Source organism: Hymenobacter sp., assembly GCF_036387835.1.
GTDB lineage: Bacteria > Bacteroidota > Bacteroidia > Cytophagales > Hymenobacteraceae > Hymenobacter.
The window spans coordinates 47861-71975 of record NZ_DASVSY010000067.1 but is presented as its reverse complement, the minus strand read 5'-3'; the positions used below and the strand labels follow the sequence as shown (position 1 = coordinate 71975).

30 protein-coding genes are annotated in these 24115 nt (G+C 54.8%); 12 read left to right on the top strand and 18 right to left on the bottom strand.

What is annotated here, in order from left to right; all coding sequences use genetic code 11:
- The first annotated feature begins 39 nt into the window (after nt 1–39).
- Nucleotides 40–1494: a M48 family metalloprotease gene (locus VF639_RS12795; RefSeq protein ID WP_331146302.1), complete on the top strand. Its 1455-nt coding sequence runs from the start codon at nt 40–42 to the stop codon at nt 1492–1494.
- Nucleotides 1495–1520: 26 nt separating this feature from the next.
- Nucleotides 1521–1991 (top strand): Uma2 family endonuclease, encoded by a 471-nt coding sequence (locus tag VF639_RS12790; RefSeq protein WP_331146301.1) that lies wholly within the window; start codon nt 1521–1523, stop codon nt 1989–1991.
- Nucleotides 1992–2773: 782 nt separating this feature from the next.
- Here VF639_RS12790 and ychF read toward each other — a convergent pair.
- Together ychF and VF639_RS12780 are read right to left on the bottom strand one after the other, a co-directional pair.
- Nucleotides 2774–3871: a redox-regulated ATPase YchF gene (ychF, locus tag VF639_RS12785; protein ID WP_331146300.1), complete on the bottom strand. Its 1098-nt coding sequence runs from the start codon at nt 3869–3871 to the stop codon at nt 2774–2776.
- Nucleotides 3872–4315: 444 nt separating this feature from the next.
- Nucleotides 4316–4672, bottom strand: coding sequence for a DUF3276 family protein (locus VF639_RS12780; RefSeq protein WP_331146299.1), 357 nt, complete (start codon nt 4670–4672; stop codon nt 4316–4318).
- A 265-nt stretch (nt 4673–4937) separates the two neighbouring features.
- Between VF639_RS12780 and VF639_RS12775 the strand changes: the two genes are divergently transcribed.
- The 3 genes from VF639_RS12775 to VF639_RS12765 all read left to right on the top strand — a co-directional run bounded on the left by VF639_RS12775 (nt 4938) and on the right by VF639_RS12765 (nt 6397).
- Nucleotides 4938–5858, top strand: a complete 921-nt coding sequence (locus VF639_RS12775) for a DUF58 domain-containing protein (RefSeq protein ID WP_331146298.1) — start codon at nt 4938–4940, stop codon at nt 5856–5858.
- Nucleotides 5859–5919: 61 nt separating this feature from the next.
- Nucleotides 5920–6177 (top strand): hypothetical protein, encoded by a 258-nt coding sequence (locus tag VF639_RS12770; RefSeq protein WP_331146297.1) that lies wholly within the window; start codon nt 5920–5922, stop codon nt 6175–6177.
- A 22-nt stretch (nt 6178–6199) separates the two neighbouring features.
- A complete protein-coding gene (locus VF639_RS12765) occupies nt 6200–6397 on the top strand; it encodes a hypothetical protein (protein ID WP_331146296.1) in 198 nt (65 codons plus the stop codon).
- A 34-nt stretch (nt 6398–6431) separates the two neighbouring features.
- Here the strand turns inward: VF639_RS12765 and VF639_RS12760 are convergent, their stop codons facing one another.
- The 3 genes from VF639_RS12760 to VF639_RS12750 all read right to left on the bottom strand — a co-directional run bounded on the left by VF639_RS12760 (nt 6432) and on the right by VF639_RS12750 (nt 9576).
- A complete protein-coding gene (locus VF639_RS12760) occupies nt 6432–7100 on the bottom strand; it encodes a DNA-3-methyladenine glycosylase family protein (protein ID WP_331146295.1) in 669 nt (222 codons plus the stop codon).
- Nucleotides 7101–7337: 237 nt separating this feature from the next.
- Nucleotides 7338–7991: a metallophosphoesterase gene (locus tag VF639_RS12755; RefSeq protein ID WP_331146294.1), complete on the bottom strand. Its 654-nt coding sequence runs from the start codon at nt 7989–7991 to the stop codon at nt 7338–7340.
- Nucleotides 7992–8547: 556 nt separating this feature from the next.
- The gene (locus tag VF639_RS12750; protein WP_331146293.1) at nt 8548–9576 is read right to left on the bottom strand and encodes a threonine aldolase family protein; all 1029 of its coding nucleotides are present in this window, start codon (nt 9574–9576) and stop codon (nt 8548–8550) included.
- Nucleotides 9577–9673: 97 nt separating this feature from the next.
- Here VF639_RS12750 and VF639_RS12745 point away from each other — a divergent pair, with 97 nt between their 5' ends.
- On the top strand, nt 9674–10105 hold the full coding sequence (locus tag VF639_RS12745; protein ID WP_331146292.1) for a hypothetical protein: 432 nt from the start codon (nt 9674–9676) through the stop codon (nt 10103–10105).
- 200 nt (nt 10106–10305) lie between these two features.
- Here VF639_RS12745 and VF639_RS12740 read toward each other — a convergent pair whose 3' ends face one another.
- Entirely contained in the window at nt 10306–10800 is a 495-nt protein-coding gene (locus tag VF639_RS12740) for a metallophosphoesterase family protein (RefSeq protein WP_331146291.1), read from the bottom strand.
- 258 nt (nt 10801–11058) lie between these two features.
- On the opposite strand from VF639_RS12740, the gene VF639_RS12735 reads away from it, so the two are divergent.
- Nucleotides 11059–11748 carry an NUDIX hydrolase gene (locus VF639_RS12735; RefSeq protein WP_331146290.1) on the top strand — a complete coding sequence of 230 codons (690 nt, stop codon included), beginning with the start codon at nt 11059–11061 and terminating at the stop codon, nt 11746–11748.
- A gap of 82 nt (nt 11749–11830) precedes the next feature.
- Here VF639_RS12735 and coaD read toward each other — a convergent pair whose 3' ends face one another.
- From coaD to VF639_RS12710, 5 genes are all read right to left on the bottom strand, one after another.
- The gene (coaD, locus tag VF639_RS12730) at nt 11831–12295 is read right to left on the bottom strand and encodes a pantetheine-phosphate adenylyltransferase (protein WP_331146289.1); all 465 of its coding nucleotides are present in this window, start codon (nt 12293–12295) and stop codon (nt 11831–11833) included.
- 60 nt (nt 12296–12355) lie between these two features.
- Nucleotides 12356–12712: a four helix bundle protein gene (locus VF639_RS12725; protein WP_331146288.1), complete on the bottom strand. Its 357-nt coding sequence runs from the start codon at nt 12710–12712 to the stop codon at nt 12356–12358.
- Nucleotides 12713–12750: 38 nt separating this feature from the next.
- Entirely contained in the window at nt 12751–13662 is a 912-nt protein-coding gene (locus tag VF639_RS12720; RefSeq protein WP_331146287.1) for a DUF3822 family protein, read from the bottom strand.
- A gap of 82 nt (nt 13663–13744) precedes the next feature.
- The gene (locus VF639_RS12715; protein ID WP_331146286.1) at nt 13745–14254 is read right to left on the bottom strand and encodes an NUDIX hydrolase; all 510 of its coding nucleotides are present in this window, start codon (nt 14252–14254) and stop codon (nt 13745–13747) included.
- Nucleotides 14255–14287: 33 nt separating this feature from the next.
- Nucleotides 14288–14872 (bottom strand): DUF4126 domain-containing protein, encoded by a 585-nt coding sequence (locus VF639_RS12710; protein WP_331146285.1) that lies wholly within the window; start codon nt 14870–14872, stop codon nt 14288–14290.
- Between the two features lie 103 nt (nt 14873–14975).
- Here VF639_RS12710 and VF639_RS12705 point away from each other — a divergent pair, with 103 nt between their 5' ends.
- The 4 genes from VF639_RS12705 (at nt 14976) to VF639_RS12690 (ending at nt 18194) form a co-directional block, all read left to right on the top strand.
- Nucleotides 14976–15413, top strand: a complete 438-nt coding sequence (locus VF639_RS12705) for a PaaI family thioesterase (RefSeq protein WP_331146284.1) — start codon at nt 14976–14978, stop codon at nt 15411–15413.
- A gap of 156 nt (nt 15414–15569) precedes the next feature.
- Entirely contained in the window at nt 15570–15986 is a 417-nt protein-coding gene (locus tag VF639_RS12700; RefSeq protein ID WP_331146283.1) for a hypothetical protein, read from the top strand.
- 33 nt (nt 15987–16019) lie between these two features.
- Nucleotides 16020–17444 (top strand): ATP-dependent DNA helicase, encoded by a 1425-nt coding sequence (locus VF639_RS12695; protein ID WP_331146282.1) that lies wholly within the window; start codon nt 16020–16022, stop codon nt 17442–17444.
- A gap of 228 nt (nt 17445–17672) precedes the next feature.
- Nucleotides 17673–18194: a DUF1573 domain-containing protein gene (locus tag VF639_RS12690; RefSeq protein ID WP_331146281.1), complete on the top strand. Its 522-nt coding sequence runs from the start codon at nt 17673–17675 to the stop codon at nt 18192–18194.
- An 86-nt stretch (nt 18195–18280) separates the two neighbouring features.
- On the opposite strand, the gene VF639_RS12685 is transcribed toward VF639_RS12690, so the two are convergent.
- The 5 genes from VF639_RS12685 to VF639_RS12665 all read right to left on the bottom strand — a co-directional run bounded on the left by VF639_RS12685 (nt 18281) and on the right by VF639_RS12665 (nt 22616).
- Nucleotides 18281–18658 (bottom strand): DUF423 domain-containing protein, encoded by a 378-nt coding sequence (locus VF639_RS12685; protein ID WP_331146280.1) that lies wholly within the window; start codon nt 18656–18658, stop codon nt 18281–18283.
- 106 nt (nt 18659–18764) lie between these two features.
- Nucleotides 18765–19427, bottom strand: a complete 663-nt coding sequence (locus VF639_RS12680; protein WP_331146279.1) for a YggS family pyridoxal phosphate-dependent enzyme — start codon at nt 19425–19427, stop codon at nt 18765–18767.
- A 183-nt stretch (nt 19428–19610) separates the two neighbouring features.
- Nucleotides 19611–20657 carry a vWA domain-containing protein gene (locus tag VF639_RS12675; RefSeq protein WP_331146278.1) on the bottom strand — a complete coding sequence of 349 codons (1047 nt, stop codon included), beginning with the start codon at nt 20655–20657 and terminating at the stop codon, nt 19611–19613.
- Between the two features lie 53 nt (nt 20658–20710).
- Nucleotides 20711–21781, bottom strand: a complete 1071-nt coding sequence (locus VF639_RS12670; RefSeq protein WP_331146277.1) for a hypothetical protein — start codon at nt 21779–21781, stop codon at nt 20711–20713.
- On the bottom strand, nt 21714–22616 hold the full coding sequence (locus VF639_RS12665) for a DUF58 domain-containing protein (RefSeq protein WP_331146276.1): 903 nt from the start codon (nt 22614–22616) through the stop codon (nt 21714–21716). The genes VF639_RS12670 and VF639_RS12665 overlap by 68 nt, the downstream gene beginning before the upstream one ends.
- Nucleotides 22617–22845: 229 nt before the next feature.
- Between VF639_RS12665 and VF639_RS12660 the strand changes: the two genes are divergently transcribed.
- Nucleotides 22846–23112: a DUF4296 domain-containing protein gene (locus VF639_RS12660; RefSeq protein ID WP_331146275.1), complete on the top strand. Its 267-nt coding sequence runs from the start codon at nt 22846–22848 to the stop codon at nt 23110–23112.
- Nucleotides 23113–23172: 60 nt separating this feature from the next.
- On the opposite strand, the gene VF639_RS12655 is transcribed toward VF639_RS12660, so the two are convergent.
- Together VF639_RS12655 and VF639_RS12650 are read right to left on the bottom strand one after the other, a co-directional pair.
- A complete protein-coding gene (locus VF639_RS12655; protein ID WP_331146274.1) occupies nt 23173–23514 on the bottom strand; it encodes a tRNA-binding protein in 342 nt (113 codons plus the stop codon).
- 31 nt (nt 23515–23545) lie between these two features.
- Nucleotides 23546–24103: a DUF922 domain-containing protein gene (locus VF639_RS12650; RefSeq protein WP_331146307.1), complete on the bottom strand. Its 558-nt coding sequence runs from the start codon at nt 24101–24103 to the stop codon at nt 23546–23548.
- Nucleotides 24104–24115 lie beyond the last annotated feature (12 nt).

The following is a 24115-nucleotide window of genomic DNA, read 5'->3' as shown; positions in this document are numbered from 1 at the left end:
GTTGCAGGCCTAACTATTTCTCGCTCTACTCCCTTTCTTATGCAACTCACTCTCACTCCCGTTCTGCGCATTGGTCTTACCCTAGCGCTTCTGCTGCCGCTGGCTGGTTCGCACTTGGCCGCCACCGAATCCGCGGTACTACCGGCCCCGCCCCCAGTGCAAGGGGCCCAGCCCGACCCGCAGGTAATTGCCCAATTCGGCCTGCTCAACAACACGGGCCTTCAGAGCTACATCGACAACAAAGGCATGCAGATGGGTCGGATTTCCGACCGGCCGGCCGATGTCAAGGGGTTTACCATCGTCGATTCGCCCATCATCAACGCCTTCGCCACCCCCGACGGCCACGTGTACTTTACGCGGGGCATTATGGCGCATTTCAACAACGAGGCGCAGTTCAGCGGGGTGCTCGGCCACGAAATCGGCCACATCACGGCCCGCCACGGCCAGAAGCAGCAAACCCGTTCTACCATTGCCAACGGGGCCATTTTGTTGGGTTCTCTCCTCTCGAAGCGCGTGGCGTCTATTGCCCAGCCCGCCTCCCAGGTGGTAGGCCTAGGTTTGCTTAAGTACGGCCGCGACGACGAAAATGAATCCGACCAGCTAGGGGTGAAATACTCCAGCAAAATCGGGTACGACCCAGCCTCTATGGCCGACTTTTTCCTGACCTTGCAGCGCACCGAGCAAAGCAGCGGCGCCGCCAGCGTACCTTCCTTTCTGTCGTCGCACCCCAACTCCGCCGACCGGTATACGAACGTGAAAAAGCTTGCCCAGCAGGCCGAGCAGCAAGCCGGCCGCCAGTTGGCCACCAACCGCGACCAATACCTACGCATGATTGAGGGCCTGCCCTACGGCGACAATCCGCGCGAAGGCTACGTGGAAAACAGCGTGTTCTACCACCCCGACCTCAAGTTCCAGTTCCCGGTGCCGCAGGGCTGGAAGTCGCAGAACTCACCCAGCCAGTTCCAGATGGCCGAGCCCAACGGCAAGGCTGTGATGATTCTGCTGCCCGCCGGCAACAAGTCCCTCGACGAAACTGCCCAGGCCCTCGCTCAGCAGCTGAAACTACAAAACGCCCAGGCCACCCGCACCACCATCAATAACTTCCCCGCCATTACCATTCAGGGCGACCAGGTAGGGCAGGACCAGCAAACTGGCCAGCAGAGCGTGACGGCCAGCACCTTGTCCTACGTCATCCAGGACGGCCAAACCCTCTATGCCCTCGTGGGTCTCTGCGGCCCCGGTACCACAAACACTTACGGCGGTGCCTTCCAGAATGTAGCGCAGGGTTTCCGCCGCCTCACCGATGCCAGCAAGCTCAACCGCCAGCCCGAGAAAGTCCGCATCAAAACTGCCAAAGCTGGCCAAACGCTAGCCCAAGCGCTGGCCGCCAACGGCATTCCCGCCAAGCGCCATGAGGAGCTGGCCATCTTGAACGGTATGAAAACCACCGATAAGCTGTCTGCCGGAATGCTGTATAAGGTGGTAGGGAAATAAATTATCTTTGGTAAAAGCCTTCTACTATGCAAACTCAGGCCATCGAAGTTATTGAAACCGAGGTTGTACTCGAAGAAGCCATGTCATTCAATCATTCGCGCCTCACTTATCGGCTGAGTGTGCTACTGTCGGCCTATGAAGACAAATACGACATTCTGCCTGAGTTGGAATTTGAGTTGAGCGCGGGCCGTCTCAAACCCGATGTGGCTATCTTGCTCAAGCAGGAATACAACTGGGAGAAAGATGTGATACGTTTTCCTTCGCCACCTATTACCGCCATTGAAATTCTCTCGCCCACTCAGTCGCTGGATTTCTTGATTGCTAAAATTCGAGAAGGTTATTTTCCTAGCGGTACCCAATCAGCGTGGCTAGTAGTACCGAGCTTACGTTCCATCTACCTCTTCCTGCCTAACCAGGCTCCTACCATAGTAACCAGCGGCGTCCTGCGCGACCCGGCTTGCGGCGTGGAAGTGGCAATTGATGCTGTGTTTCGGTAATCTGTTAACAAGTTTTGGTATGATACGAAACCATCTTGCGCTTACGATGCTATTTATTGGGCTGTTACTTAGCGGTTTGTTCTCTTTTGCTCGAAGTGCCCGGAAAAAAACAGAAATTTATAATGACAGCTTTGTCAACGCATCCTACCTGGAGATTGGGCCTTTTCTAAAAAATATCACCCCGTGCTACTTAGCAAGAGAAGGCAGGCAAATGCACATGATCCGAAGCAGACTGACTTTATAATAACTTATGCTTTAGGAACAGACAAGTATATATTCTACCAGACGCCATCAAGGACATTTATCACTTCTTTTTCAACGGGAGCTAACACGCTGCAACTAGCCAGAGGAATACACGTTGGAGCGAGCAAGCAGACATTTGAAAAGGCGTTTAAACAGAAAGTGTCGACTGTTGCTACTGTCGCGGATACAGAACAGTTTCAGGTCTATACTTTCACGTTCACTCAGAATGTAGTGTCGAACATCAAGTACCAATGCAGACTTGACTAAGCTGGATCAGGATAGAGTTCCGCCATTATTCGCTCTATCAGCAAACAAAAACGCCCCGACCGAATCCCGGCCGGGGCATTTAAGTTACTAGCTGCCACTGAAGAAATTGCTGTGTTAGGTTTTCTTCAAAAATTCGGTTCAGAATAAGCACTAATGGACCGTCGTTCCGCGAGTAGTGGCTCTATGAAGCCCTCGGGGCAATTCATAGGACCACCCCAACAGTAATCGTCCACAAAATCCGACCAATCCGAGTTAATCTGTAAAATCCGCGTTCAGACGTTAAAGCGGAAGTGCATAATGTCGCCGTCCTGCACGACGTACTCTTTGCCTTCAACGGCCATTTTACCGGCTTCCTTGATCTTCACTTCTGTCTTGTACTCCTGATAATCGGCTAGTTTGATCACCTCGGCGCGGATAAAGCCTTTCTCGAAATCGGAGTGGATAACGCCAGCCGCTTGGGGAGCCTTGTCGCCCTTGTGGATGGTCCAGGCGCGTACTTCCTGCACGCCCGCCGTGAAGTACGTAATCAAGTTGAGCAGGGAGTAGGAGGCACGGATCAGGCGGTTCAAGCCGGATTCAGTGAGGCCGTATTCGGCCAGGAACATTTCCTTTTCCTCCGGGTCTTCCATCTCCGCAATCTGCGACTCAATGGCGGCCGATACCAGTACTACCTCAGCACCTTCTTGCGCTACGTGAGCTTGTAGCGCGGCCGTATGCGCGTTGCCGTTCGTGATGCTGGCCTCGTCAACATTAGCCACGTAGATAACGGGCTTGATAGTGAGCAGCTGCAAATCCTCTACGGCCTCCAGCTCTTCGGGCGTGGCCTGCACGGCCCGAGCGTTTTGGCCGGCTTCCAAAGCCTCTTTAAAACGTTGCAAGGCCGCTACTTCCTTTTTCGCCTGTGCATCGCCGCTCTTGGCACTGCGCTCCGACTTAGCCAGCTTCTTATCGAGGCTTTCTAAATCTTTGATTTGCAGCTCGGTGTCGATAACGTCTTTATCGAAAACCGGATCGACGCCGCCCGCCACGTGCACGATGTTGGGGTCGTCGAAGCAGCGGATAACGTGAATGATAGCGTCTACCTCCCGGATGTTGGCCAGGAATTTATTGCCAAGTCCTTCGCCTTTCGAAGCACCCTTCACGAGGCCCGCAATGTCCACAAACTCGATGATGGTAGGCAGTACCCGCTTCGGATTTACCAGAGCCTCCAGAATCTGAAGCCGCTCGTCGGGCACGGTAATCACGCCCACGTTTGGCTCGATGGTGCAAAAAGGATAGTTGGCCGATTCGGCTTTGGCGTTGGAAAGAGCGTTGAAAAGCGTGGATTTGCCGACGTTCGGCAGGCCGACGATACCGCAGCGGAGACCCATATAGTGAAGTTGTGAAGTAGTGAAAAGGTGAATCGTGCTAAACCGCCCAATTCGGGTGCAAAGGTACGGCGTTTTAAGCGGCTTTGCTGCGGCAGTTCCCACAAGGATAGATGCCCCAACCATTTGCAACAAGACCTAACTGTAGCAAGAATGGCACGCAACCTGCCTAAGCAATCAGTAAGAAAGGCATTAGAGGCACAAGGAGAGTCTTTAGACGCGGTAGACAGTAAGCTGTAGCGCGAAGTCCACTTAGATCTGAAAGCGGCTGTTGGCTGCATGACCCCACTTACACGGGCAAGCCTAATAGCCATATTATTACCTGATGTACTAGACGCTTACATCACGCTAAAAAAATGGCGCGCACCAACTCGAAGGTCGGTGCGCGCCAAACAGAGAGACTAGATTATTGAGTAAGAATTGTTTCGGTAAAAGTAGATTTAAGGCTTAGTAATGGTCATCGGTGCGGTTGGGATTAACAAACCCATTGTCGCCTTCATGATGGTCGTAGGCAGGCCGCGGACGGTCCAGTTCGGCTACCTCTTCAGGCGTTAGCAGCTCCTCACGCACATATTCCACGGCGTCTTGCAGCGCGTCAACGAATTTCAAAAAGTCTTCCTTGTAGAGGAAGATTTTATGCTTCTCGTAAGAGAAGGTGTCGTCGTCGCGAAGCTTGCGTTTGCTTTCCGTGATAGTCAGGTAGTAATCCTGCCCGCGGGTGGCTTTCACGTCGAAGAAATACGTGCGTTTGCCAGCCTTAATACGTTGCGAATAAATTTCTTCTTGGTCGTGACGGTCTTCCACAGGGCCTTCTATAAAGTTTTATTATTCTAAGATGATTGAAGTTCTCCGAAAAATACGTGCTTCCATTCAGATATAAAAATTTGAAGGGCAGCTTTTTTGAACCACCCTCGGGTATCTTTGTTTAGTAACCTAATTCGTTATCCTCGAAAGCTGCGTTTTTAGACGCAGAACCACGTTTTCGGGATTTCCCGAAGCGAATTCGTAGCTTTAAATATTCCGCTAACCAGGTATTTTTCCGTGTGCTTGGTTTTTGAATCTTCCGCCTATGTCTCAGCCGCTCGACCTGGCCGCCGTTCGTTCCTTCGAAAACCTAGAATTCCTCGCCCGCCAGCTTGTTGAAGGGTTTATCACGGGTCTGCACCAGTCACCCTACCATGGCTTTTCGGTTGAGTTTTCCGAACACCGCCTCTACAACCCCGGCGAGAGCACCCGCCACCTCGACTGGAAGGTGTTTGCCCGTACCGATAAGCTGTTTGTAAAGCGCTACGAAGAAGAAACCAACCTGCGCTGCCACTTACTACTCGATGTAAGCCCGAGTATGTATTACCCCGCGCCTGGCCACGATAAGCTGTGTTTTGCGGTATTATGCGCCGCGGCCATTGCCACTATGCTGCAAAAACAGCGTGATGCCGTGGGCCTAGTCACCTTCGCCGACCAAGTGGAACTACAGACGCAAGTGCGCAGTACCAGCACCCACCGCCATACGCTGTTGCTCACCCTCCAGCAGTTGCTGGAGCGCCCGCCCACACCGCGCCGTGCCACCACCGATGTGTCGGGCGTGATTCATACTATTGCGCAGCAAATCCCGAAACGCTCGTTGGTGGTGCTGTTTTCCGACATGTTAGGCCGGGCCCCCGAAGAGCAGACGGCCACGCTGGCCGCGCTGCAACACCTACGGCACCAGAACCACGAAGTGTTGCTATTCCATATTATGGACCGCGCCACTGAAGCGGATTTCTCGTTCCAGGATCGGCCCTATGTATTTGAAGACCTGGAAACCGGCGAAACCGTAAAACTGCAGCCCTCGCAGGTGCGCGAGCAGTACCGCGCCGCCATGCAAAAGTATGAACACGAACTCGTGCTTAGATGCGGGCAATACAAGATCGACTTCGTGCCAGTTGATATTCGAGAGCCGTTCGATAAGGTGTTGTATGCGTACCTAGTGAAACGAGGAAAAGTACGCTAGAACCAAGATGGTAGCACGAGGTACTGCCTGTGCTGGAAATGGTATTTTCATAACAAAACCCATGACTATATGGTATTGCCGAGTGTGCGGCCTCGATTACGATCAGTCGCCGTGGGGACCAGACGGGAACTCCCCTGACTATAGCATCTGCGAGTGTTGCGGAGTTGAGTTTGGGTACGAAGATTACACCCCCGATAGTGCTCGGCAGTACCGGGCTACGTGGTTGGCTGGCGGCGCCGCTTGGTTTTACCCGAAGTTGAAGCCGGAAGGTTGGCTCCCGGCAAAGCAGTTGCGGCAAATCCCCGACTCATATCAGTAGCCACTCGTTTAATTACCCATTTATGCTAGTTGATATTATCTGCGCCCTGCTTTTCCTGTGCATTCCCTCGGCGCTTATCACCGCCTACATTGCTCACATGAACGACCGGTCGTTGTGGCGGTGGATGGCGTTCGGCTTCTGTGTGCCGTACATGGCCGCCGTAGTGGCCATGGTTGTAACGTATTTCGACCAAAAGCGCTCAGGAGAACTAGACGAGTAGCTGGTCTTAACGCGCCGCAAAAATTGTGGTACAGCTAGGCAGCGGGCTTATTATCTAAAGATTGCCATAAGTACTTGCAAGCCAACGAACGATAGGGACGCCAGGGCTCTGCAATTTCTGTCATACGCCGGAGCAGGGCTTTGCCGGTTTCTTCCAGGCCGTAGTGCTTACGCATGGCATTCTGAACGCCCAAGTCGCCTTCGGCAAATACGTCGGGCTGGTCGAGGGCAAACATTTGAAGCATTTGCGCAGTCCAGCGGCCTACTCCTTTTATTTGAGTAAGGTGGCGAGTGAAGTCGTCCTCGGAAAGCTGACTTAGGTGGGCGTGGTCGAGTTGGTCGCGCTGGGCAAAATCGGCAATGGCGCGCAAGTAGCCGGCTTTCTGACGCGATAGGCCAGCCGTACGCAAGTCTTCATCGGTCATAGCAAGCAGGGCAGCCGGCTCGGGGTAGCCATCGGGCGAAAACAAGGCTTGCACCTTGCGCCAGATAGCCGCCGCCGCTTTAGTTGAAATCTGCTGGCTGACGATAGCCCGGAGCAGCGCCAGGTACAGGTCCTCGTGGGCAGAAGGCTGAATGGGCTGGCCCCGCTCGATTAGGAGAGCCAGCACCGGATCGGCCCGGCGCAGGTGCGCCAGGGCGGCCGCCGAGCTGCTGATTGGCAAAGTAGGTGGGAAAGCAGGCTTACGCGGCGCAGAAGGCATAGGCGAGGGAAAAACGCAGAGAAATAACTACCGAAAGGTAGCGTCCTTGTTCACTATGCGAACAAGACTGCTGCCTAGCAGCATTCAAAATTCCAACCTGTCGTGCTAAGCCCCGCGAAGCATCTCGCTCGAGTAGTAATTGAATTACTTCGGCAAACTCAGCACGCGAAATGCTTCGTGGAGCTTAGCATGACGGTCTTCTGGGAAGAACAAACCAAAAGGATTTTCTAGTACTGCTTAGTTGATATCAATAGGAATAGTTGGAACAAGATACTCATCGAGAAACTCTCCGGTTTGCGAAAGCAGTACGCCCGCAAGTCTTTGCCCTAAGTAAGCGCCGGTATCAACGTTGAGTGCATTCGCTTGGGCATCATAGGTAGGTTCGCCATAGGGGGTAGGGGTGTGCCCAACTACCTGCCGCTTCCCTACATTAAGCAACGGGCCCCGGCGCCACAGAATGCCATCGGGGTGGTCTTCGTCGAGCGGATTGGGGGTGTCGGCGATGCCGGCGTGGCTAATGAGCAGGTGAGTGTTTTCCCAAAGCAGGGGGCGGCGGCCTAGCCACTCCAAGTGCGAGACAAGCAAAGAACGACGCCCGCTATACTGCTGCGCGGTGTAGCGGCCACCCCATTCCAGCCAGGGCGGATAGGGGCCACGCGGGCCAAAGTGGGTGAGCATGGCGGCTTCGTGGTTGCCTTTTAGAAACACGGTGCGGCCCGGAAAGCGCTCCTCCAGTTCCATGGCCAAGCCCACACACTCCGGGGCAAAGTTGCCCCGGTCCACTAAGTCGCCAGTTTGAACCAAGAGTTCTTCGTTGGGCTGCCAGTGCTGAAGCAGCTTCTCGAATGTGTGAAAGCAGCCATGCACATCGCCAATCACAAAAAGGTTCATAAACAGAGGTACAAGAAAAACAGCAGGGTGAAGGTTATGATAAGTAGTACCTCTTAACGACCACTCCCGGAAGGCACCGCGCCTGAAACAATAGGAAGCTCAGCATCACCTGCATCAAAACTGCATGAAAATTGACGACTCGCAACAGTCGGCTAACTATTGTTACCCTAGACGCCCCAATACCCCTTCGCCCAATAGCAAGCAACGACGAAATCAGTATCGGAATCATCAATCCGATTGGGCTAGGTAGCTGTGGAGAGCTATAGTAGCCGAAAAAGGCGGCCATTACTATCAGTAGGCCAAGGATGTTGTATCGTTTCATTAATTGGGGAGAAGGGTATTATGAGCGCAATAGACACAAATCCGTGGAAAGTGTGAAAACACGACGGCAAACCCCTCTCAGTATGAGCAGCAATAATAAGACGAGAGGCCGTCCTCCGGTAAGTTGTGGGAGGCGCTGATAGGTCTCTTCAATCCACCGGAGGGTGCCTGGCCGCAAATGAATGTTCGCAGAGGCAAAATGTTAGCCTCGCGGAAGGAAATATTCCTGCAGAATTTATTGCTCTATAGCCAGCGCCTCATGAAGGCGCGCCATCATGGCATCATCAATATCCAAGTGCGTGACAAAGCGAATCATTTGAGGGCCAAACGAGGCGGCTTTGATGCCGTGCTCTTCTAGCCGCGCCAGAAACTGCTCGGCGGGCATTTCCGGTTTCAGGCGGAAAATCACGAGGTTGGTTTCAACGGGCATCACCCCGGCCACATAGGGCTGCTGGGCCAGCGTAGCGCCTACCTGTTGGGCACGGCGGTGGTCATCGGCCAAGCGGTCGACGTTGTGTTCGAGAGCGTAGAGGCCTGCGGCGGCCAAATAGCCTGCTTGTCGCATGCCACCGCCAAGTACTTTGCGGATGCGCTTGGTTTTTTGAATAAACGCCTTGCTCCCGAGTAGCACCGAGCCCACCGGTGCCCCCAAACCCTTCGACAGACAGACGGAAATAGTGTCGAAAATGCGGCCGTAGTCGGTGGCTTGCTGGCCGGTGGCAATTAGGGCGTTGAAGATGCGGGCGCCATCGAGGTGCAGCGGAATGCGGTGGCGCTGCGCTACTTCGGCAATGGCTTCCAACTCACTTAAATCGTAGCAGCTGCCACCGCCGCGGTTGTGCGTGTTTTCGAGCGAAATCAGGCTGGTGGTAGGATAATGCACATTTACGGGCCGAATGGCGGCTTCCACTTGCGCGGCTGTGAGGCGGCCCCGCTCACCGGGCAGCAACGCCACCGAGGCCCCCGAGTTAAAGGCAATGCCGCCTACTTCCCACAAGTAGATGTGGGAGTTTTGCTCGCATACCACTTCCGACAGCGGCTCGGTGTGCGCCTTAATGGCAATTTGGTTGGTCATGGTGCCGGAAGGGCAGAACAAGCCAGCTTCTAAACCAAACCGGGCGGCGGCTTCCTGTTCCAGGGCCCGCACCGTCGGGTCCTCGTCGTATACGTCGTCGCCGACGGACGCTTTAAACATAGCCTCCAGCATGGCGGGAGTAGGACGCGTGACGGTATCAGAGCGTAAATCAATCAACGAATTCATCATCAGGGGAGAAGGTAAAAAAGGAAAGGTTTTCCGGTTTCAAATTTATGACTTACTTTTGCCCCTCCTTTACAGAAAGACCTTAACCGACCCGGAAAAAATGAGCACTACCCGATTGAAGCGCAAGCACCGCAAGAACATTGCCCGCGCTAATAACAAGCAGACCGTCATCAAGCAATTGCTATTAACTCCCGTTCTTAAGAATGTGGATATCGAGGAGTTGAAAGCTAAATTTCCTACTAAGGACGGGGCGGCTAGCCGGGTTTCTTCTGCTAAAGAGGCTGCCACCTCAACCATTGACAAAGTGAAAGAGGTAGCGGCAGAGGTCGTAGATACCGTCAGCCACAGCGAAGTGGTAGAAAAAGCCAAAGAAGTTGTAGGCGACATTGTTGAGAAAGTGCAGAGCGTAGTAGGCGGTAACGATACTGCTAGCGAAAATGCCGAATCCTTCAATGATGCTGAAGCTGTAACCAAGCCAGTAAACGAAGACAGCCAAGAAGGTGAGCACCCCAAGCCCGAAATTGCCCTCTAAAGTTCAGTCGCCACCGGCGTCGGTCGGCTGATACAGGTAAAAGCGTTTTTCCTACCCTGGAAGAACGCTTTTTTTATTTGCTGGGCTCTAAAGTCTTATAAGGATGACTCCAGCCTAGCCACACGGTTTCTGGCTGACTTCACCGAGGCCGAACTGCTGCGGTATCGTACTAATCAGCCACCTTCTTTCACTCGCGCCAGCTACTTCGGGCCGAGTTCAACCACCTGGAGTTGCTGCACTTTACCGTCGGCCACTGCGAAGCGCAGTAGGGTGCGGACTTTGTGAAAGCCGTGGCGGCCCGCCGCGCCCGGGTTCAGGTGCAGCAAGCCTAGCTTGGCGTCGGGCATGACTTTAAGAATATGGGAATGGCCGCTGATGAACAGGCCAGGCCGCTCCTGCTGAAGCAAGGGCCGGGCAGCCGGGCTGTAGTGGCCGGGGTAGCCGCCAATGTGCGTCATCAACACCCGCAGCCCTTCGATATCGAAGGCTTGCACGAGCGGTTGGGTGTCGCGCACGTCGCGGCCGTCGATGTTGCCGTAGACGCCGCGCAACGGAGCTACCGTTGCGAGCTGTTCGGCTACGGCAGCCGTGCCGAAGTCGCCAGCGTGCCAGATTTCGTTACAGTCTTGCAAGTGGTGCAAGATTCGCTCGTCGAGGTAACTATGCGTGTCGGAGAGCAGACCGATTTTCTTCATCGCGCGAAGGTAAGCGGTGAAACGGTGAATGAGTGAAGAGTGAAGGACTTTACGGCGCGGCTCCTTGCTGGCGTAGGCTACTTCACTCGGTCACCACTTCACTCATTCACTATATTGCCTCCGCCAACAACTCAACTGGCGGGGGGCCGTATCTTGCCCGTTCGCTTTGCTCTTTTGTTTGCCAAGATTTATGTTGTGCTTTGCAGTGGGCCGCGGCCTGCCTTTCTCCTAGTTTGTAGCCCTCCAGTTTACCCCGCGATGAACGTTTTCATCAACGATATTCCGCTGATTATCAAGAAGAACAGCGAGAAAGTATACAAGCACAAGTACGACCTGATTCTGAATCCGGAAGACGAGTTTACTTCCAAAGATTTGGTGGGCGACGTGCTGGTGCGCGACGTTACCGACGTATTTGTGGACCGGCTGTTGCGACTGATGGAAGTAAAAAAGCTGAAGAAACTAACTTCGCTGACCATGCTGGCGCGCAAGAAAAGCCGCCTCATCCTGCACCTAAAGGACCAGTTTCGCATCGTGAAAGCCGCTGGTGGCCTCGTGGTGAAGCAAGGCAAGGTGCTGATGATTTACCGGCTTGGTAAATGGGATTTGCCGAAAGGCAAACTAAAAAAAGATGAAGATCCTGGCCTTGGCGCCTTGCGCGAGGTAGAGGAGGAGTGCAACATCACGGTAGAGCTAGGCGACAAACTACCGAGTACCTGGCATTCCTATGCTTACAACGGCAATAAAATCCTTAAGAAAACCAACTGGTACGTCATGCGCTGCCTCGACGATACATTGATGAAGCCACAGGCCGAAGAATATATCGAAGAAGTACGCTGGATGACGCCGCAAGAAGCCTTAGCCGTTCTGGAGTCGTCTTACGCTAGTATAGCCCTGGTCATGCGCCACTATCTAAGTGAAATGGCAGGGTCATCTTCAGTTAAAAATTAAGAAGTAGGAATTAAAAATGGCCGGTTGTTGAACGACTCATAACGAGGACGTTCAACGACCGGCCATTTTTTATTTCTACTTCTCAGCCCTCAACCGGGGGCAACTGGAAGGGTACGAAGCTGTCCACGTTGCCACCAAAGCGGTGAATTTCCCGGATGATGGTACTGCTGATGGCCGCCAACGTGGGAGAGGTAATCAAGAATACGGTTTCCAACTCGGGGTTAACGTGGCGGTTGGCTTGCGCAATGGTGTTTTCGTACTCGAAGTCGGTGGTGTTGCGTAAGCCGCGCAGCAGGTACCGGGCACCCACTTCCCTGGCGAAGTCGGCCGTCAGACCCTTGTAGGCCCGTACCGACACGCGCGGCTCGTCGCGAAACACTTCCTCTATCATGCCTATCATTTGCTCCACAGGCAGGTAGCGGGTCTTGCTGCTATTGTTGCCAATAGCAATGATGATTTCATCGAACAGAAGCGTGCCCCGCCGCACCACATCCAAGTGGCCATTAGTAAATGGGTCGAAAGAGCCGGGAAACAAGGCGATTTTCATTAATTCTGAATTATGAATGCTGAATTCTGAATTATTCTTGTGAGCATTAGTATTTCGATATTATACCGTGCCGTTTTTGCTGGTGAGTATTATGCTGTTAATTATTTTTAATAATTCTACGCACTCACTATGTAAAGAATCAAAGGCGGTAGATTTAAGATATCCGTTATCATGAAGCAGACGCAGCCAGTAGGATGCCTCACGCGCTTCCTTGGCTGAAATAGATAGCTTATGGATGAAGTCAGCCTTGGAAACTCCCGACAATGCTTCTTCAACATTAGCGCCGATAGAAGTAGCACTACGCAGCAGCTGTTTAGATAATATGTATTCGTTTTGCTCCTTTATTAAATACCTGTACACTTTGACAATTCTCGAAGCGAATGCAAAAGATTTATCACGAATAGCATTCGACTTCATAGCTGATCTATTCAGAATTTAGAATTAATAATTCAGAATTATTCACATAGGTGAAGGCTATAGAGCTCGAAGAAACGATATTCGAACAGCTCGTTGAGGCGGTAGCTGTAGCTTAAGTCGAAGGGGCGGTTGCCGAACTTGATATGGCGGATGTATTTGCGCAGGATGGTGAATAGCTCGGAATCGTGCATTAGGTCGCCCCATACGATGACGGGGTCCTGGTCGGGGTTGAGCTGGAGCTCCTGCATCACCAGAATGGTGTAGTAAATCAGGTCTTCGGGCGAGCTGAAAGCGAAGACGTTGCAAAACTCTGGGCGTTTGTCGCGGATAACGGCTATGGTTAGCTCATGGTGGCCAATGCTAAGGTACAAGCGGCGGGCAGCGGTAGGCTCGCTCTGATGAATGAGGCCTTCAAGCAGCGCGCTGGTCTGGTGCAGCAACGTACCGGCCGGATAAGTGGACCGGAACCAGTTAGCCAGCACATTTTCGGCGGCGAATACACTAGCCAATTCCAGGCTAGCGTGGGTGTACGAGAATACGGTTTCGTGCTGAATGTCTACGGTATGATGCAGGCGCAGGTAAGTAGCCTCGTCGCCGGGGCGCACGAGCGGCGCGGGCAGCAGCGTAAAATGCCGATTCTGGATGGACAGCCGAACATGGTTCCAGCCGGTTTTGCCAACCAAATCATGATGGGCGGCCAGGGCTTGCAGTTGGCCGCCGTAGGAAGTAGCAGCCAGCGGCGCGTAGTCTTCCAGTACCACAAACTTGTTGCGGCGCACATCGGCCACGCCTACCCGCAACCCGGCCGGGCTCACCGTGAGGTACAGGTTGTAAGCGGCCAGGGTAGTGGGGTCCAGCGTTTCGTCGCGGAGGCGGTGCAGGGCCGTTGGGGCCGGCAGTTGCGACGAAGAAACGAACATAGCAGTGGAAACGGAGGAAGTGGAAGCCACGGGCAAATAGGGGTAGGGAAGAGGCCAAAGGTACAAAACCCCACTTCACCCCCTACCCGCCCGCTCAGAATAGGAGGAGCAGCTAGCGTTGAAACCGAATTTGCGGAATGAACACGTCGTCGGTGCTGATGATCTGGCGCAGGACGGGATGTACCTGGCTTGCGGGCAGCCGGATAAGGTGGCGCGGCTCTACGAAGGCAAGCTTAGCGAGCAGCTGCGCATCGGCGGGATGCTCGGGGTCGTGGCCTAGGCGAGGTACTGCGGTGGCGTCTTCGGGGGTGACTTCAAAAAACAGTTCCAGCGCTTGCAAATCGGCGCTACCGTACTCGTGCAGATGCAGAAAGCGGCCTACCAGCACATCTAAACCAGTTTCTTCCCGGAACTCACGCCGCAAGCAGTCCTGAATAGTTTCGCCGAATTGCCAGCCGCCACCCGGCGGCGACCAGAAGGGCGCATCATCGGGAAGAAGGCCGCGGTGAGCAGTCAGGAGCAGCGCGCCTCCCTGCACCAGTAGGCCACACACGCGTACGCGTACAAGGCCAGTATAAGAGTTGATAGGCAGACGGGCAGGAGCAGAATCAGGAGCGGACATTCAGTGGGGTGTAATTCGATAACAAGTTCAGCTTTAAGTAACCGGAGCTGGTTTACGGCCCCTGAGGCGCTGCCGCCACCGCCGCAACCGGGTGGCAATATACAGCACTAGTATCAGCCCCAAACCAGCCGCCAGCAGGGGCAGCAGCAGGGCCAGCACAGTACCGAGCACAGCCAGCGTGTTTTCGACGGTAGCCAGCACCGGATTGCCAAGACCAGCCGTGCCCACCGTTGAGCCGGCGCGCAGCAGCGTAGTGCCCGTTTGGATGATACCCGCCGTGCTGCCACCGACCAGCACGCCCAAACCCCAGCGCACGACAGGGTCGAGGTCGGGAAGGGAGGCGGTCATGAGCACGGTGCCGGCTATAAACGAAGCAGGCGTCGTTATCGTGTCCAGCACGTTGTCAACCACCGGGAAATAGTAGCCCAGAATTTCCAGCACCGTGGCCGTACCCAGGGCACTCACCGCCACCCAGCTTCCTAGCCACGCAAATCCTGACGACGGATGCAGCAGCCCCGTATGATACGCAAGGCTGGCCGCTAGCAACGGCACAAATACCCGAAAGCCACTGCACGCTGCCAGCGCCAGGCCCAGCGCCCCAGTCAAAAGATAGTCCATGGTTGGTATTGGTTGTTCATTATTGATTGTTCGGCAGGTCGCCTTGGGTATCCTGAATATCGAAAAACAAACAACCAAAAACGAATAACGACCTTTGGCTTCCATGACTACACCGACTACGCCCCAGCCCGCCTACGATTCGCTCGAAGCCCGCATCCGCCGCAAACTCACCCGCCAGCATTTCATGCACCTGATTGGCGCCGACCTCACCCGCATTGAGCCCGGCCGGGTGGAGGCCGAACTAATGCTCCAAGAGCAGCACCAGCAGCAGCGCGGCTTCGTGCACGGTGGCCTCACCGCTACCATGGCCGACCTGGCAGCCGGCTTTGCCGCCGTTACGCTCGTGCCCGACAATACCGGCGTGGTAACGGTGGAGCTGAAAACCAGCTACCTGCACCCCGGCGTGGGCCAGAAGCTACGAGCCGTCGGTTGGGTGCTGAAAGCCGGCCGCCGCCTGCATTTCTGCGAGGCCGAAGTCTGGTGTGATGACCTGCTGATTGCCAAGGCTACGGCTACCATGGCCGTAGTAGAGCCGCAGTAACAATTAGGGAAATAGGAATATGAGTAATTTGGGTAGGGAAAAGCCTGAGCAGCTATGAAGATTATTCTTTCAGCGTTATTCATCTTAGCCCTTGCAGGGTGTCAATCAGAGCAAACGGTATCCAGCCAAAATCCGCCTACTGCTGCATCCTCTTCCATGTTGCTGGCCCCGCCGCCTCCGCCCGACGATAGCCTAGTGCTAGCGGGGATTTATCAGCTTCAGCAGCAGGTAGCAGTTGAAAGGTCGGTAGGGGCCTTGCAATTCCTGGATTCCATCTATTGCCAGAGTGATGGGTATCTTACGGATGGCATCAACGAGGCCGCCGCCGCTATTTGGGCGCAGCAGTCCATGCTGACGCTGCGCTACCTGGAGCGACACCCCAAAGCCTGCCTGCGCCAAGCGGTTGTCCAGGGAATCAGCGCCAATATGTCCACAGAAGAAAATTGGGTTCAGGCTTTGGCTAACTTCCGGCAAATGGCCTTGGATAGTGGCCACCGTGCGGGACTTTCTAGGCGCGAAATGCTGTTCTTGCAGCAGTTTATTAGTGAGGTCAATCCAGCCTTGCTTGATTAAAAGGCCCTGCGGCCTGCTTCTTTTTACCTACTCATGCTTTCCGTCAGAACCCCTTCCGTCCGCGACCATTTTCCCTACGAACCTACGCAGGACCAGTCCACGCTATTTCAGAAGCTGGATGGGTTTCTGAAAGATGACTTGCCCGGTCGCAAAGCGTTTGTGCTGCGCGGCTACGCTGGTACCGGCAAAACCACCGTAGTCAGTGCCTTAGTGCAGTGGCTGCACAAGTTGGGGCGCAAGTACGTGCTGATGGCGCCCACTGGCCGGGCAGCCAAGGTGATGAGCGCCTACGCCGGCGTGTCGGCCAGCACGATTCACAAGAAAATTTACCGCCAAACCAGCGGCACGCCGTCCCAGGGGCTTTCGTTTCAGCGCCAGCCCAACCGCGCGCAGGACACGCTCTTCATCGTGGATGAGGCCTCGATGATTTCCGATGAAAAAGCTTTCGGAGAAAATGGCCTGCTCGATGATTTAATGAATTACGTGTTCGAGAAGCCCTCGAACCGCCTGCTGCTCATCGGCGATACAGCCCAGCTGCCCCCGGTGGGCCAGTTGCTGAGCCCCGCCCTCGACCCCGAACTGCTGCGCCACCGTTTCCGGGCCACCGTAGACGGGGTGGAACTGCGCCAGGTGATGCGCCAGGCCGAGCAGTCGGGCATCCTGATGAACGCCACCGTGCTGCGCGAGGAACTGCGGCAAGAGCAGCCCAATATCCAGTTCGTGACGCGCGGCTACCCCGACCTGTTCCAGATGGGCGGCGACAAGCTGGAAGACGGCTTGCGCTGGGCCTACAAGAACTTCGGCCACGAGAATACCACCATCATCTGCCGCTCCAACAAGAACGCCAACCAGTACAACCAAATGATTCGGCGGGTGCTGTTTGAAGCGGAAGACGAAATCGAGTCGGGCGACTACTTGATGGTGGTGCGCAACAACTACTTCTGGCTGCCCAAAGACTCGGAAATGGGCTTTCTAGCCAACGGCGACTTTGTGCAGGTAGTGAAAATCATTCGGCGCACCGAGGAGTTCGGGTTCCGCTTTGCCGATGCCCGCGTACGGCTCGTGGACTACCCCGACGAGCCGGATATGGAAATCAAGCTGCTGCTCGACACCCTGCACACCGAAAGCCCGGCCCTGCCCGTCGACCGTAGCAAAGAGCTATACGAGGCCGTTGGTAAGGACTATGACCACCTCACCACCAAGCGCGACAAAAGTGCGGCCTTGCGCAAAGACCCGTTTCTCAATGCGCTGCAAGTGAAGTTTGCCTACGCCCTTACCTGCCACAAAGCGCAGGGTGGGCAGTGGCAAGCTGTGTTCGTGGACCATGGTTTTCTAAAGGAAGACACGATAAACTCCGAGTTTGCGCGTTGGCTGTACACGGCCGTTACCCGAGCTTCGGAGAAGCTGTTTCTGTTGAATTTCAATCGGAAGTTGTTAGCAGAAAAACCGGAGGATTAGTTTCTTCAGCAAGGCCGGGCACCTTTTTAAATAGCTTAAATAGCTTTTGGAAGAGGTATTCACCTGTCCTGTTTTGTTTTAGGTGCTGTGTCAGGAACAATCCATACAGGCTATATGTCTATCTTCGTGTTGCGTGCACCTGCTGTATAACAAAGCTGGCACTCAACTTGCCACGCCCGTTGAAACCCGTATTTTTGTTTATCTCAACTCATAACGCAGTACCACCTCATGAAAAAAGCATTCGTACTTGCCCTGTCGCTGGCTTGCGCTGGCTTCGCTGCCCAGGCCCAGACGGCCGCCGTTAAGCCTGCCAATGCCCAGGTGAAGCCCGCTGGCCCACAGATTCAGTTCGAAGAAATGAAGTACGATTTCGGTACCGCCAAGCAAGGTGAAGTGGTAACGCACGTCTTCAAGTTCAAGAACACCGGCACTCAGCCGCTTGTAATTTCCAACATTCAGGTAAGCTGCGGCTGCACCACGCCTGAGTGGACTAAGGACCCCGTAATGCCCGGCAAAACCGGCACTATCACCGCCAACTTCAACACGGCCGGCAAAGTGGGCATGCAAAACAAAGTGCTGACAGTGGAGTCGAACTCGGCCGCTGGCAACGCTATGGTATCAGTGGTTGGCGAAGTAAAAGAAAACGCTGCGCCTACCATGTCAATGGAAAAGACTGAGTCTGCCGCCGCTGGCGAAAAGACCAAGCTGAAGGTTGACGACGGCAAAATGAAGGCAAAAAAGAAGTCGTAAGCCTCTTTGCTCTTCCTTGCCAGAAAAAAGAGCGGCCCGCATACAGCGGGCCGCTCTTTTTTCTGGCAAGGAGTATGACAACCCACTTATACCTGCCGGGCTGCAAGTAACAGCGTAATCCAGCCGGCGATGAGCAGCAGGCCGCCGATAGGCGCTACCGCGCCTAGCTTGGTGATGCCCGTGAAGCAGAGCAGGTAGAGTGAGCCGCTGAACACCACCACCCCACCCAGCCACAGCCAAGCGGTAGTACTCAGCAACCGCAACTCGGGCCGGACGTGCAGCAAAATGCCAACTGCCAGCAACCCCAAGGCATGGTAAAATTGGTAGCGCACGGCGGTTTCAAAGGTGTCGAAGCGGCCGGAGGCTTCTAGCATCGGGCGCAGGCCGTGTGCCCCGAAAGCGCCAATACCTACGCCTAATGCGCCGAGCAAAGCGGCAAGTTGCAGAATGATTCGTGCGGTCATGTGTTGGTTTTCTGTTGTTGGTTTTGTTTTGCGTCTATAAAAGTTGGAGGAGTGTGCGACCCGTTTGATAAAAACAACCGTCGAAAACCCAACAACCGAAACGAAGTTACCTTGCCCCAAAAATAGCGCTGCCCACCCGGATGAGCGTGCTGCCTTCGGCAATAGCCAGCCGGTAGTCGGAGCTCATGCCCATGGAAATCTCGCGAAAGGTCTCGTTACCAGTGAAGTACTTAGCTTTAAGAAGCTCGAAGTAGCCGCGTAGCTCCCCAAACTCCCGGCGCAGCTGCGTCTCATCTGGTGTATTGGTAGCAATGGCCATCACGCCGGTTAGGTGCACGTGCTGCAAAGCCTGATAAACATCAGACTGGAAGATTTCTTCTGCTTCCGCGAGCGTGAGGCCGGTTTTGGTTTCCTCGGCAGCAATATGAAACTGCAGCAGCCCATTGATGATGCGGTTGTGCTTGGCCGCTTGCTTTTCCATTTCCAGCAGCAGCTTCAAACTGTCCACGCTCTGAATGGTGTGCACGAAAGGCGCAATGTATTTGACCTTGTTGGTTTGCAGATGCCCAATCAGGTGCCACTCAATATCAGCGGGCAACTTAGGCTGTTTGGCGGCCATTTCCTGCACTTTGTTTTCCCCAAAAAGCCGAGCACCAGCGTCGTAAGCTTCTTGTAAGCGCTCTACGGAGTGCGTTTTCGTGACAGTGACCAAGCGGCAGTTGGTGCCTTCCAGTTGGCTTTCAAAGAAGCGGATATTTTCAGAAATCACGGATTTTTCGGATTAGACGGATGGGGCGGATTTTGTAGATCCTCGAAAAACAGGAAGCATACGTTGTATCAGCTGCTGTTACACATAGCTATGGTATGGGGAAGGGGACGAAGCGAAAGGCAAAGCAGGAACATGCTGGTCTACAAAATCCGATCAATCCGTTCAATCCGAAAAATCCGTGATTCAGTCTTCCAGGGCGTTGGTCAGGAACGTGTTTTTCAGGCCTAACCAGAGCAGCCACAGGCCTACGCACCAAAACAAGTAAATGCGGTAATAGTCCCGGGTGTTGCGGAAGCGAGTCTGCTTGATTTCTGATTTCTCGTAGCGGTTGATGCGCTGGAAAACCTGGCGGAGCGCGGCGTTGTCGGTGGCGCGGAAGAACTGACCTTCAGCTGCTCCGGCAATTTGGCGCATGGTGGTTTCGTCGAGGCGGGTGTTCACGTAGTTGGTCCGGCCGAGGCCATCGGTGCCAAAGGGTACCACGCCGTCTTGCCCCAGCCCGATGGTGTAAATTTTCAACCCGTAGGCATGGGCTAGTTGGGCGGCCGTGAGTGGGTCGAGGCTGCCGGCGGTGTTTTCGCCGTCGGAGAGGAGAATGCACACCCGGCTGCGGCTGTGGGAGTCGCGTAGGCGGTTGGTGGCCACGCCTAGCGCCGTGCCAATGGCCGTGCCGTCGTTGGCAATCATGCCCAGTTTCAAGCCGTCGATGCTTTCGCGCAGCAGCTCGTAATCGGTGGTTAAGGGAGCCAGGGAATAGGCATCACCAGCGAAAACCACCAGCCCAAGCCGGTCGCCGGTGCGGCCATCTACAAACTCGTGCGCCATGCGCTTAGCGGCCTCCAGGCGGTTGGGGCGCAAGTCGCCTAGCTCCATCGACCCTGACACGTCTAGCACCAGCACAATATCAATACCCTCGCCCGACTGCACCACCCGCTCGTCGGTGCGCTGTGGCCGGGCCAGTGCTACAATGCCAAACGCCAAACTCAACGCTAGCACGATGTCGGGAATAAAGCGCAGTACAGCACTCCAGTCGCGGCGGACTTGGCCCTGCACGAACGCTACACCCAGTTTACTGCGCCGGCGATACGCTAGCAGCCAACGCGCCGCAAATAGCAGGGGAATACCCGCAATTAGAAACAGCAGCCGCGGCATTTCCCAGGCATAGCTGGCCAGCGTGGAATAGCGCAGGCTATCCACCATCGGGCCAAGAAACTGTTGCCAAAGCTGCATTGTATGAATTGTGAATTATGCCCTGTTTATCAATTGCTTATCGATCTTATTCCTCATTGGTTCGCCCGGGTTCGTTCGAGTTCGAACCGTCGTTGGGCGAAGTCGCGGAGGAGGTCGAAAGCCAAGTCGGTTTCGGTTTCGTCTTCCGTGAACTGATTGCCATAGATAACGCGGTCGGCGAGGCGTAAGGCGAGACTTACGTCGGTATCATTATCGTAGTGGGCCACAATTTCGCGGGTGGTGAGGCTGTTGATGACGTTGTCTTCGAGGGTGGTAAGGTAGTTTTTCCAGAGGGTGATGGCCCGTTCCATGTTGGTGAGCGAGCGGCTAAGCTTGAAACGCTCGACGTGGCGGGCGTATTGAGCAAGGAAATAAATGTGGTTTTTGCGCAGCTTATACAATTGATATCGCTGCCGCCACCGCCGTCCGAAGCCAAGCGTGACGCCACCGAGCACCAGCACGAACATGCCCAGGCCAGCCAGCCAATAGGGATAGTTGAAAGCCGGCTCGACGGGCAGCAGCGTGGTATTTTGGCGTAGTACGGGTGCCGCTCCCGCTGCAACGGGTGGCACTACCCGTTGCAGTTGCACGGCGGCTACGGTAGTTGGTACCGTTAGCGTATCGTGGCCGCGCAGGATCGTAACGGGCAACGCCAGCCGCTGCACCGAATCGAGGGCGAAGGTGCGCAGGTGGTATACCGTTTCGTCGAGGCTGCGGCCCTGGCGGGTGCGGGTGGGGCGGTAGGTTTTGCCTACGAACTCGAAGGGGGCGTAGGTGGCGGTGGAATCAGGGAAAATAACGTTCAGCCCCGGCGCGTGGCTGTAGCTAAGCTCATAGTCGACAAGTTCGCCAACCCGGACGGAGGGCTGCAGAAACCGACCGCGCGGCGGATCAGCAGGGACCTGCGCGCTGGCTGCAACAGCCAGAAAAAGCAGCAGCAACCCCGCAGCATAGCACAAAGGGCGACTTAGCTGAAAAGCAGAAACCTTATTTCGCACCAACAACAAGCCGGCAACCGCCTGGCGAAGCAACGTACCCCACATAATCTGTACTCCCTTACCCACGACCAGCCCGCAAGTTGCGCCGCCGAAACAGCCGAATAAGCTGCGGTACGTAGTCGGCATCGGTGGCGATGGAAAGATACTCGGTGCGGTGACGACGACAGATTTGCCCGATCTGAGAACGGTTCTGTTCGTAGGTGGCGCGGTAGCGGGCCCGAAAGCCCGCCGACGACGTGTTGGTCCAAACTGTGCGGCCAGACTCTTGATCGTAAAGCGGCACAATGCCCAAGGGCGGAAACTCCTGTTCGCGCTTGTCGAGCAATTGTACTACCACCAAGTCGTGCTTACGGGCCAGCATAGTTAGCTCCCGTTCGTAGGCAGTATCGATGAAGTCGGAAATCAGGAGTATGATGCTGCGTCGTTTCAGTAGCCCCAGGGCCTGCTTGATGCCGGCTCCCACTGCGGTCTGCCTGGATTTGGGCTCCAGGTTGAATAGCTGCTTGATAAGAGCGTAGGCGTGCCGCACGCCCTTGCCGGGCGGCATGTACAGCTCTTTTTGGTCGGAAAAGGCCAGAATCCCAAGTTGTGCGTCTTGCCGGGCGGCGGCGAGGGCCAGAATCCCGCAGATTTCGCGGCCCACATCCAGCTTGCGGCGGTTGGCGGCCCCTACCTGTTGCGAGCCGCTCACGTCGAAAAGCAGCAGCACCTGTTGTTCCCGTTCTTCCTTGTAGGTTTTGATAAAAGTGCCGTGACCTTTACTGGATACGGCCCAGTCGATAGCCCGTACCTCGTCGCCGTATTGGTAGAGCCGGACGTCATCGAATTCGAGACCGGTGCCCTTAAAGACGGAATGAAAATTGCCTTGCAACTGCGCATCCACTGCTTTGAGCATCCGGATTTCCACCTGCCGAAGCTTACGCACGAGCAACTGAAATGGCGTAGGAGTGGGAACGTTCATGGCAGCTAAACTACGTGAATCGAGTTAGTGTTGGCACTCGTAAAGAAAGGAAAACCACGAGATGCCACAGGAATCTGTACGCATCAACCGGGAAGCCATCAGGAAATTGTATTTTTGCGCCGTGAAAAACTTGCTATTACGTGCTTATTGGTTCAGGTTTAGTTTATTGTTAGCTGGCATGCTGTTCGGCTGTAAACACCTTGACGATGCGCCGCCGCCGGAACCTATTATGTCCCGTGAGCAGCTCGTAAACGTATTAGCCGATTTGCATATGCTCGAAGCGCGGGTGGAATATTCCCACCTTTCCCCTGATTCGGCCCGGGCTCTTTATTTGCAGCAGCAGAAAAACATCTTCTGGCGCCGCGAAGTAACCGATTCCTTGTTTCAGCGAAGCTACCGCTACTACGCCAGTCACGGCAAAGACCTCGACGACATCTACGGCGTCGTCCTCGATACCTTGGCCATGCGCCAAACGAAACTAGGCCAGAAAAAGTGAGTTTTGACCTTCAAGCGGCGCAGGAAAGACAAGCTAAACGTTAAAAATTGCCAACTCACCTCATAGCAGCCGGCTGCCATTGGGAACTGGGGCGGCAAGGGTGGCTAGTATAATATCACCTTGTGCGTCGGGGGCGCCAGTCACCAGCACTTCCGACATAAACTTGCCGATTTGCTTGGGTGGGAAATTGACGACACACAGCACCTGGCGCCCTATTAGGTCGGAACACTGATAATGGTGGGTAATCTGAGCACTCGACCGTTTCAGGCCTGTTTCGGGACCTAAGTCGATGAGCAGCTGATAAGCTGGGCGCCGCGCTGCCGGAAATTCGTGCGCTTCGAGAATGGTGCCGACCCGCAAGTCAACTCGTTGGAAATCAGCCCAAGAAATAGTAGAAGACATAATCGGCCCAAAGTGAATTTAAAATGCCGGCTTACTGCGCAAAAGCCACGAGTTGGGCGAGGCGCACCTGCACCTGGGCTTCCCAGAACTTCTGTTTTTCAGCATTGAGGCCATGGTTGGTTTCCTGGTCGTAGCGGGCTTCTTCGCGCTGCCAGGCAGAAAAAGCAGCCTTCGTCAGGTTGCTGAAGGCCGGATTAAGGTGCTGGCAATTCAGCTTTACCAAGGTCAGTTTCTGGCGCAACATGCGGGCGTGCAACTCGGTGATGTCGAAGTGGAGCTGCTCGTGGCGTAGTAGCTCAGGAGAAGCTTTACTGGCATCGCGCACCCACGATTCCTTGGGCAGGAACACGGCTTTCACGCTAGAGCTAAACACGAAGTCGGTGCAGCCTACCTGCACATCGATATTGCCGGAGGTAAGAGCGGCCAGCCGGTCGGCGGGCGTGGGCTTACTCTTGAAATCCGACCAGGTGAGGGGCCGCTGTGTTGACCAAGGAATGCTTTCTTTGGTAGGGGCGGCTTGCGTAGGCGTTTGAGCAGGGGCCGGCTGGGTCTGAGAAAGCAGAAGTAGGAGAAACGAGAAAAAAGTCATTTTCAAAGATAA

Bases quoted from the DNA above. Each gene is read 5' to 3' on its own strand.
- VF639_RS12795 (WP_331146302.1), top strand. From the start codon at position 40: ATGCAACTCACTCTCACTCCCGTTCTGCGCATTGGTCTTACCCTAGCG.
- VF639_RS12790 (WP_331146301.1), top strand. From the start codon at position 1,521: ATGCAAACTCAGGCCATCGAAGTTATTGAAACCGAGGTTGTACTCGAA.
- ychF (WP_331146300.1), bottom strand. From the start codon at position 3,871: ATGGGTCTCCGCTGCGGTATCGTCGGCCTGCCGAACGTCGGCAAATCC.
- VF639_RS12775 (WP_331146298.1), top strand. From the start codon at position 4,938: ATGTCTCAGCCGCTCGACCTGGCCGCCGTTCGTTCCTTCGAAAACCTA.
- VF639_RS12770 (WP_331146297.1), top strand. From the start codon at position 5,920: ATGACTATATGGTATTGCCGAGTGTGCGGCCTCGATTACGATCAGTCG.
- VF639_RS12765 (WP_331146296.1), top strand. From the start codon at position 6,200: ATGCTAGTTGATATTATCTGCGCCCTGCTTTTCCTGTGCATTCCCTCG.
- VF639_RS12760 (WP_331146295.1), bottom strand. From the start codon at position 7,100: ATGCCTTCTGCGCCGCGTAAGCCTGCTTTCCCACCTACTTTGCCAATC.
- VF639_RS12755 (WP_331146294.1), bottom strand. From the start codon at position 7,991: ATGAACCTTTTTGTGATTGGCGATGTGCATGGCTGCTTTCACACATTC.
- VF639_RS12750 (WP_331146293.1), bottom strand. From the start codon at position 9,576: ATGATGAATTCGTTGATTGATTTACGCTCTGATACCGTCACGCGTCCT.
- VF639_RS12745 (WP_331146292.1), top strand. From the start codon at position 9,674: ATGAGCACTACCCGATTGAAGCGCAAGCACCGCAAGAACATTGCCCGC.
- VF639_RS12740 (WP_331146291.1), bottom strand. From the start codon at position 10,800: ATGAAGAAAATCGGTCTGCTCTCCGACACGCATAGTTACCTCGACGAG.
- VF639_RS12735 (WP_331146290.1), top strand. From the start codon at position 11,059: ATGAACGTTTTCATCAACGATATTCCGCTGATTATCAAGAAGAACAGC.
- coaD (WP_331146289.1), bottom strand. From the start codon at position 12,295: ATGAAAATCGCCTTGTTTCCCGGCTCTTTCGACCCATTTACTAATGGC.
- VF639_RS12725 (WP_331146288.1), bottom strand. From the start codon at position 12,712: ATGAAGTCGAATGCTATTCGTGATAAATCTTTTGCATTCGCTTCGAGA.
- VF639_RS12715 (WP_331146286.1), bottom strand. From the start codon at position 14,254: ATGTCCGCTCCTGATTCTGCTCCTGCCCGTCTGCCTATCAACTCTTAT.
- VF639_RS12710 (WP_331146285.1), bottom strand. From the start codon at position 14,872: ATGGACTATCTTTTGACTGGGGCGCTGGGCCTGGCGCTGGCAGCGTGC.
- VF639_RS12705 (WP_331146284.1), top strand. From the start codon at position 14,976: ATGACTACACCGACTACGCCCCAGCCCGCCTACGATTCGCTCGAAGCC.
- VF639_RS12700 (WP_331146283.1), top strand. From the start codon at position 15,570: ATGTTGCTGGCCCCGCCGCCTCCGCCCGACGATAGCCTAGTGCTAGCG.
- VF639_RS12695 (WP_331146282.1), top strand. From the start codon at position 16,020: ATGCTTTCCGTCAGAACCCCTTCCGTCCGCGACCATTTTCCCTACGAA.
- VF639_RS12690 (WP_331146281.1), top strand. From the start codon at position 17,673: ATGAAAAAAGCATTCGTACTTGCCCTGTCGCTGGCTTGCGCTGGCTTC.
- VF639_RS12685 (WP_331146280.1), bottom strand. From the start codon at position 18,658: ATGACCGCACGAATCATTCTGCAACTTGCCGCTTTGCTCGGCGCATTA.
- VF639_RS12675 (WP_331146278.1), bottom strand. From the start codon at position 20,657: ATGCAGCTTTGGCAACAGTTTCTTGGCCCGATGGTGGATAGCCTGCGC.
- VF639_RS12670 (WP_331146277.1), bottom strand. From the start codon at position 21,781: ATGCCGACTACGTACCGCAGCTTATTCGGCTGTTTCGGCGGCGCAACT.
- VF639_RS12665 (WP_331146276.1), bottom strand. From the start codon at position 22,616: ATGAACGTTCCCACTCCTACGCCATTTCAGTTGCTCGTGCGTAAGCTT.
- VF639_RS12660 (WP_331146275.1), top strand. From the start codon at position 22,846: ATGTCCCGTGAGCAGCTCGTAAACGTATTAGCCGATTTGCATATGCTC.
- VF639_RS12655 (WP_331146274.1), bottom strand. From the start codon at position 23,514: ATGTCTTCTACTATTTCTTGGGCTGATTTCCAACGAGTTGACTTGCGG.
- VF639_RS12650 (WP_331146307.1), bottom strand. From the start codon at position 24,103: ATGACTTTTTTCTCGTTTCTCCTACTTCTGCTTTCTCAGACCCAGCCG.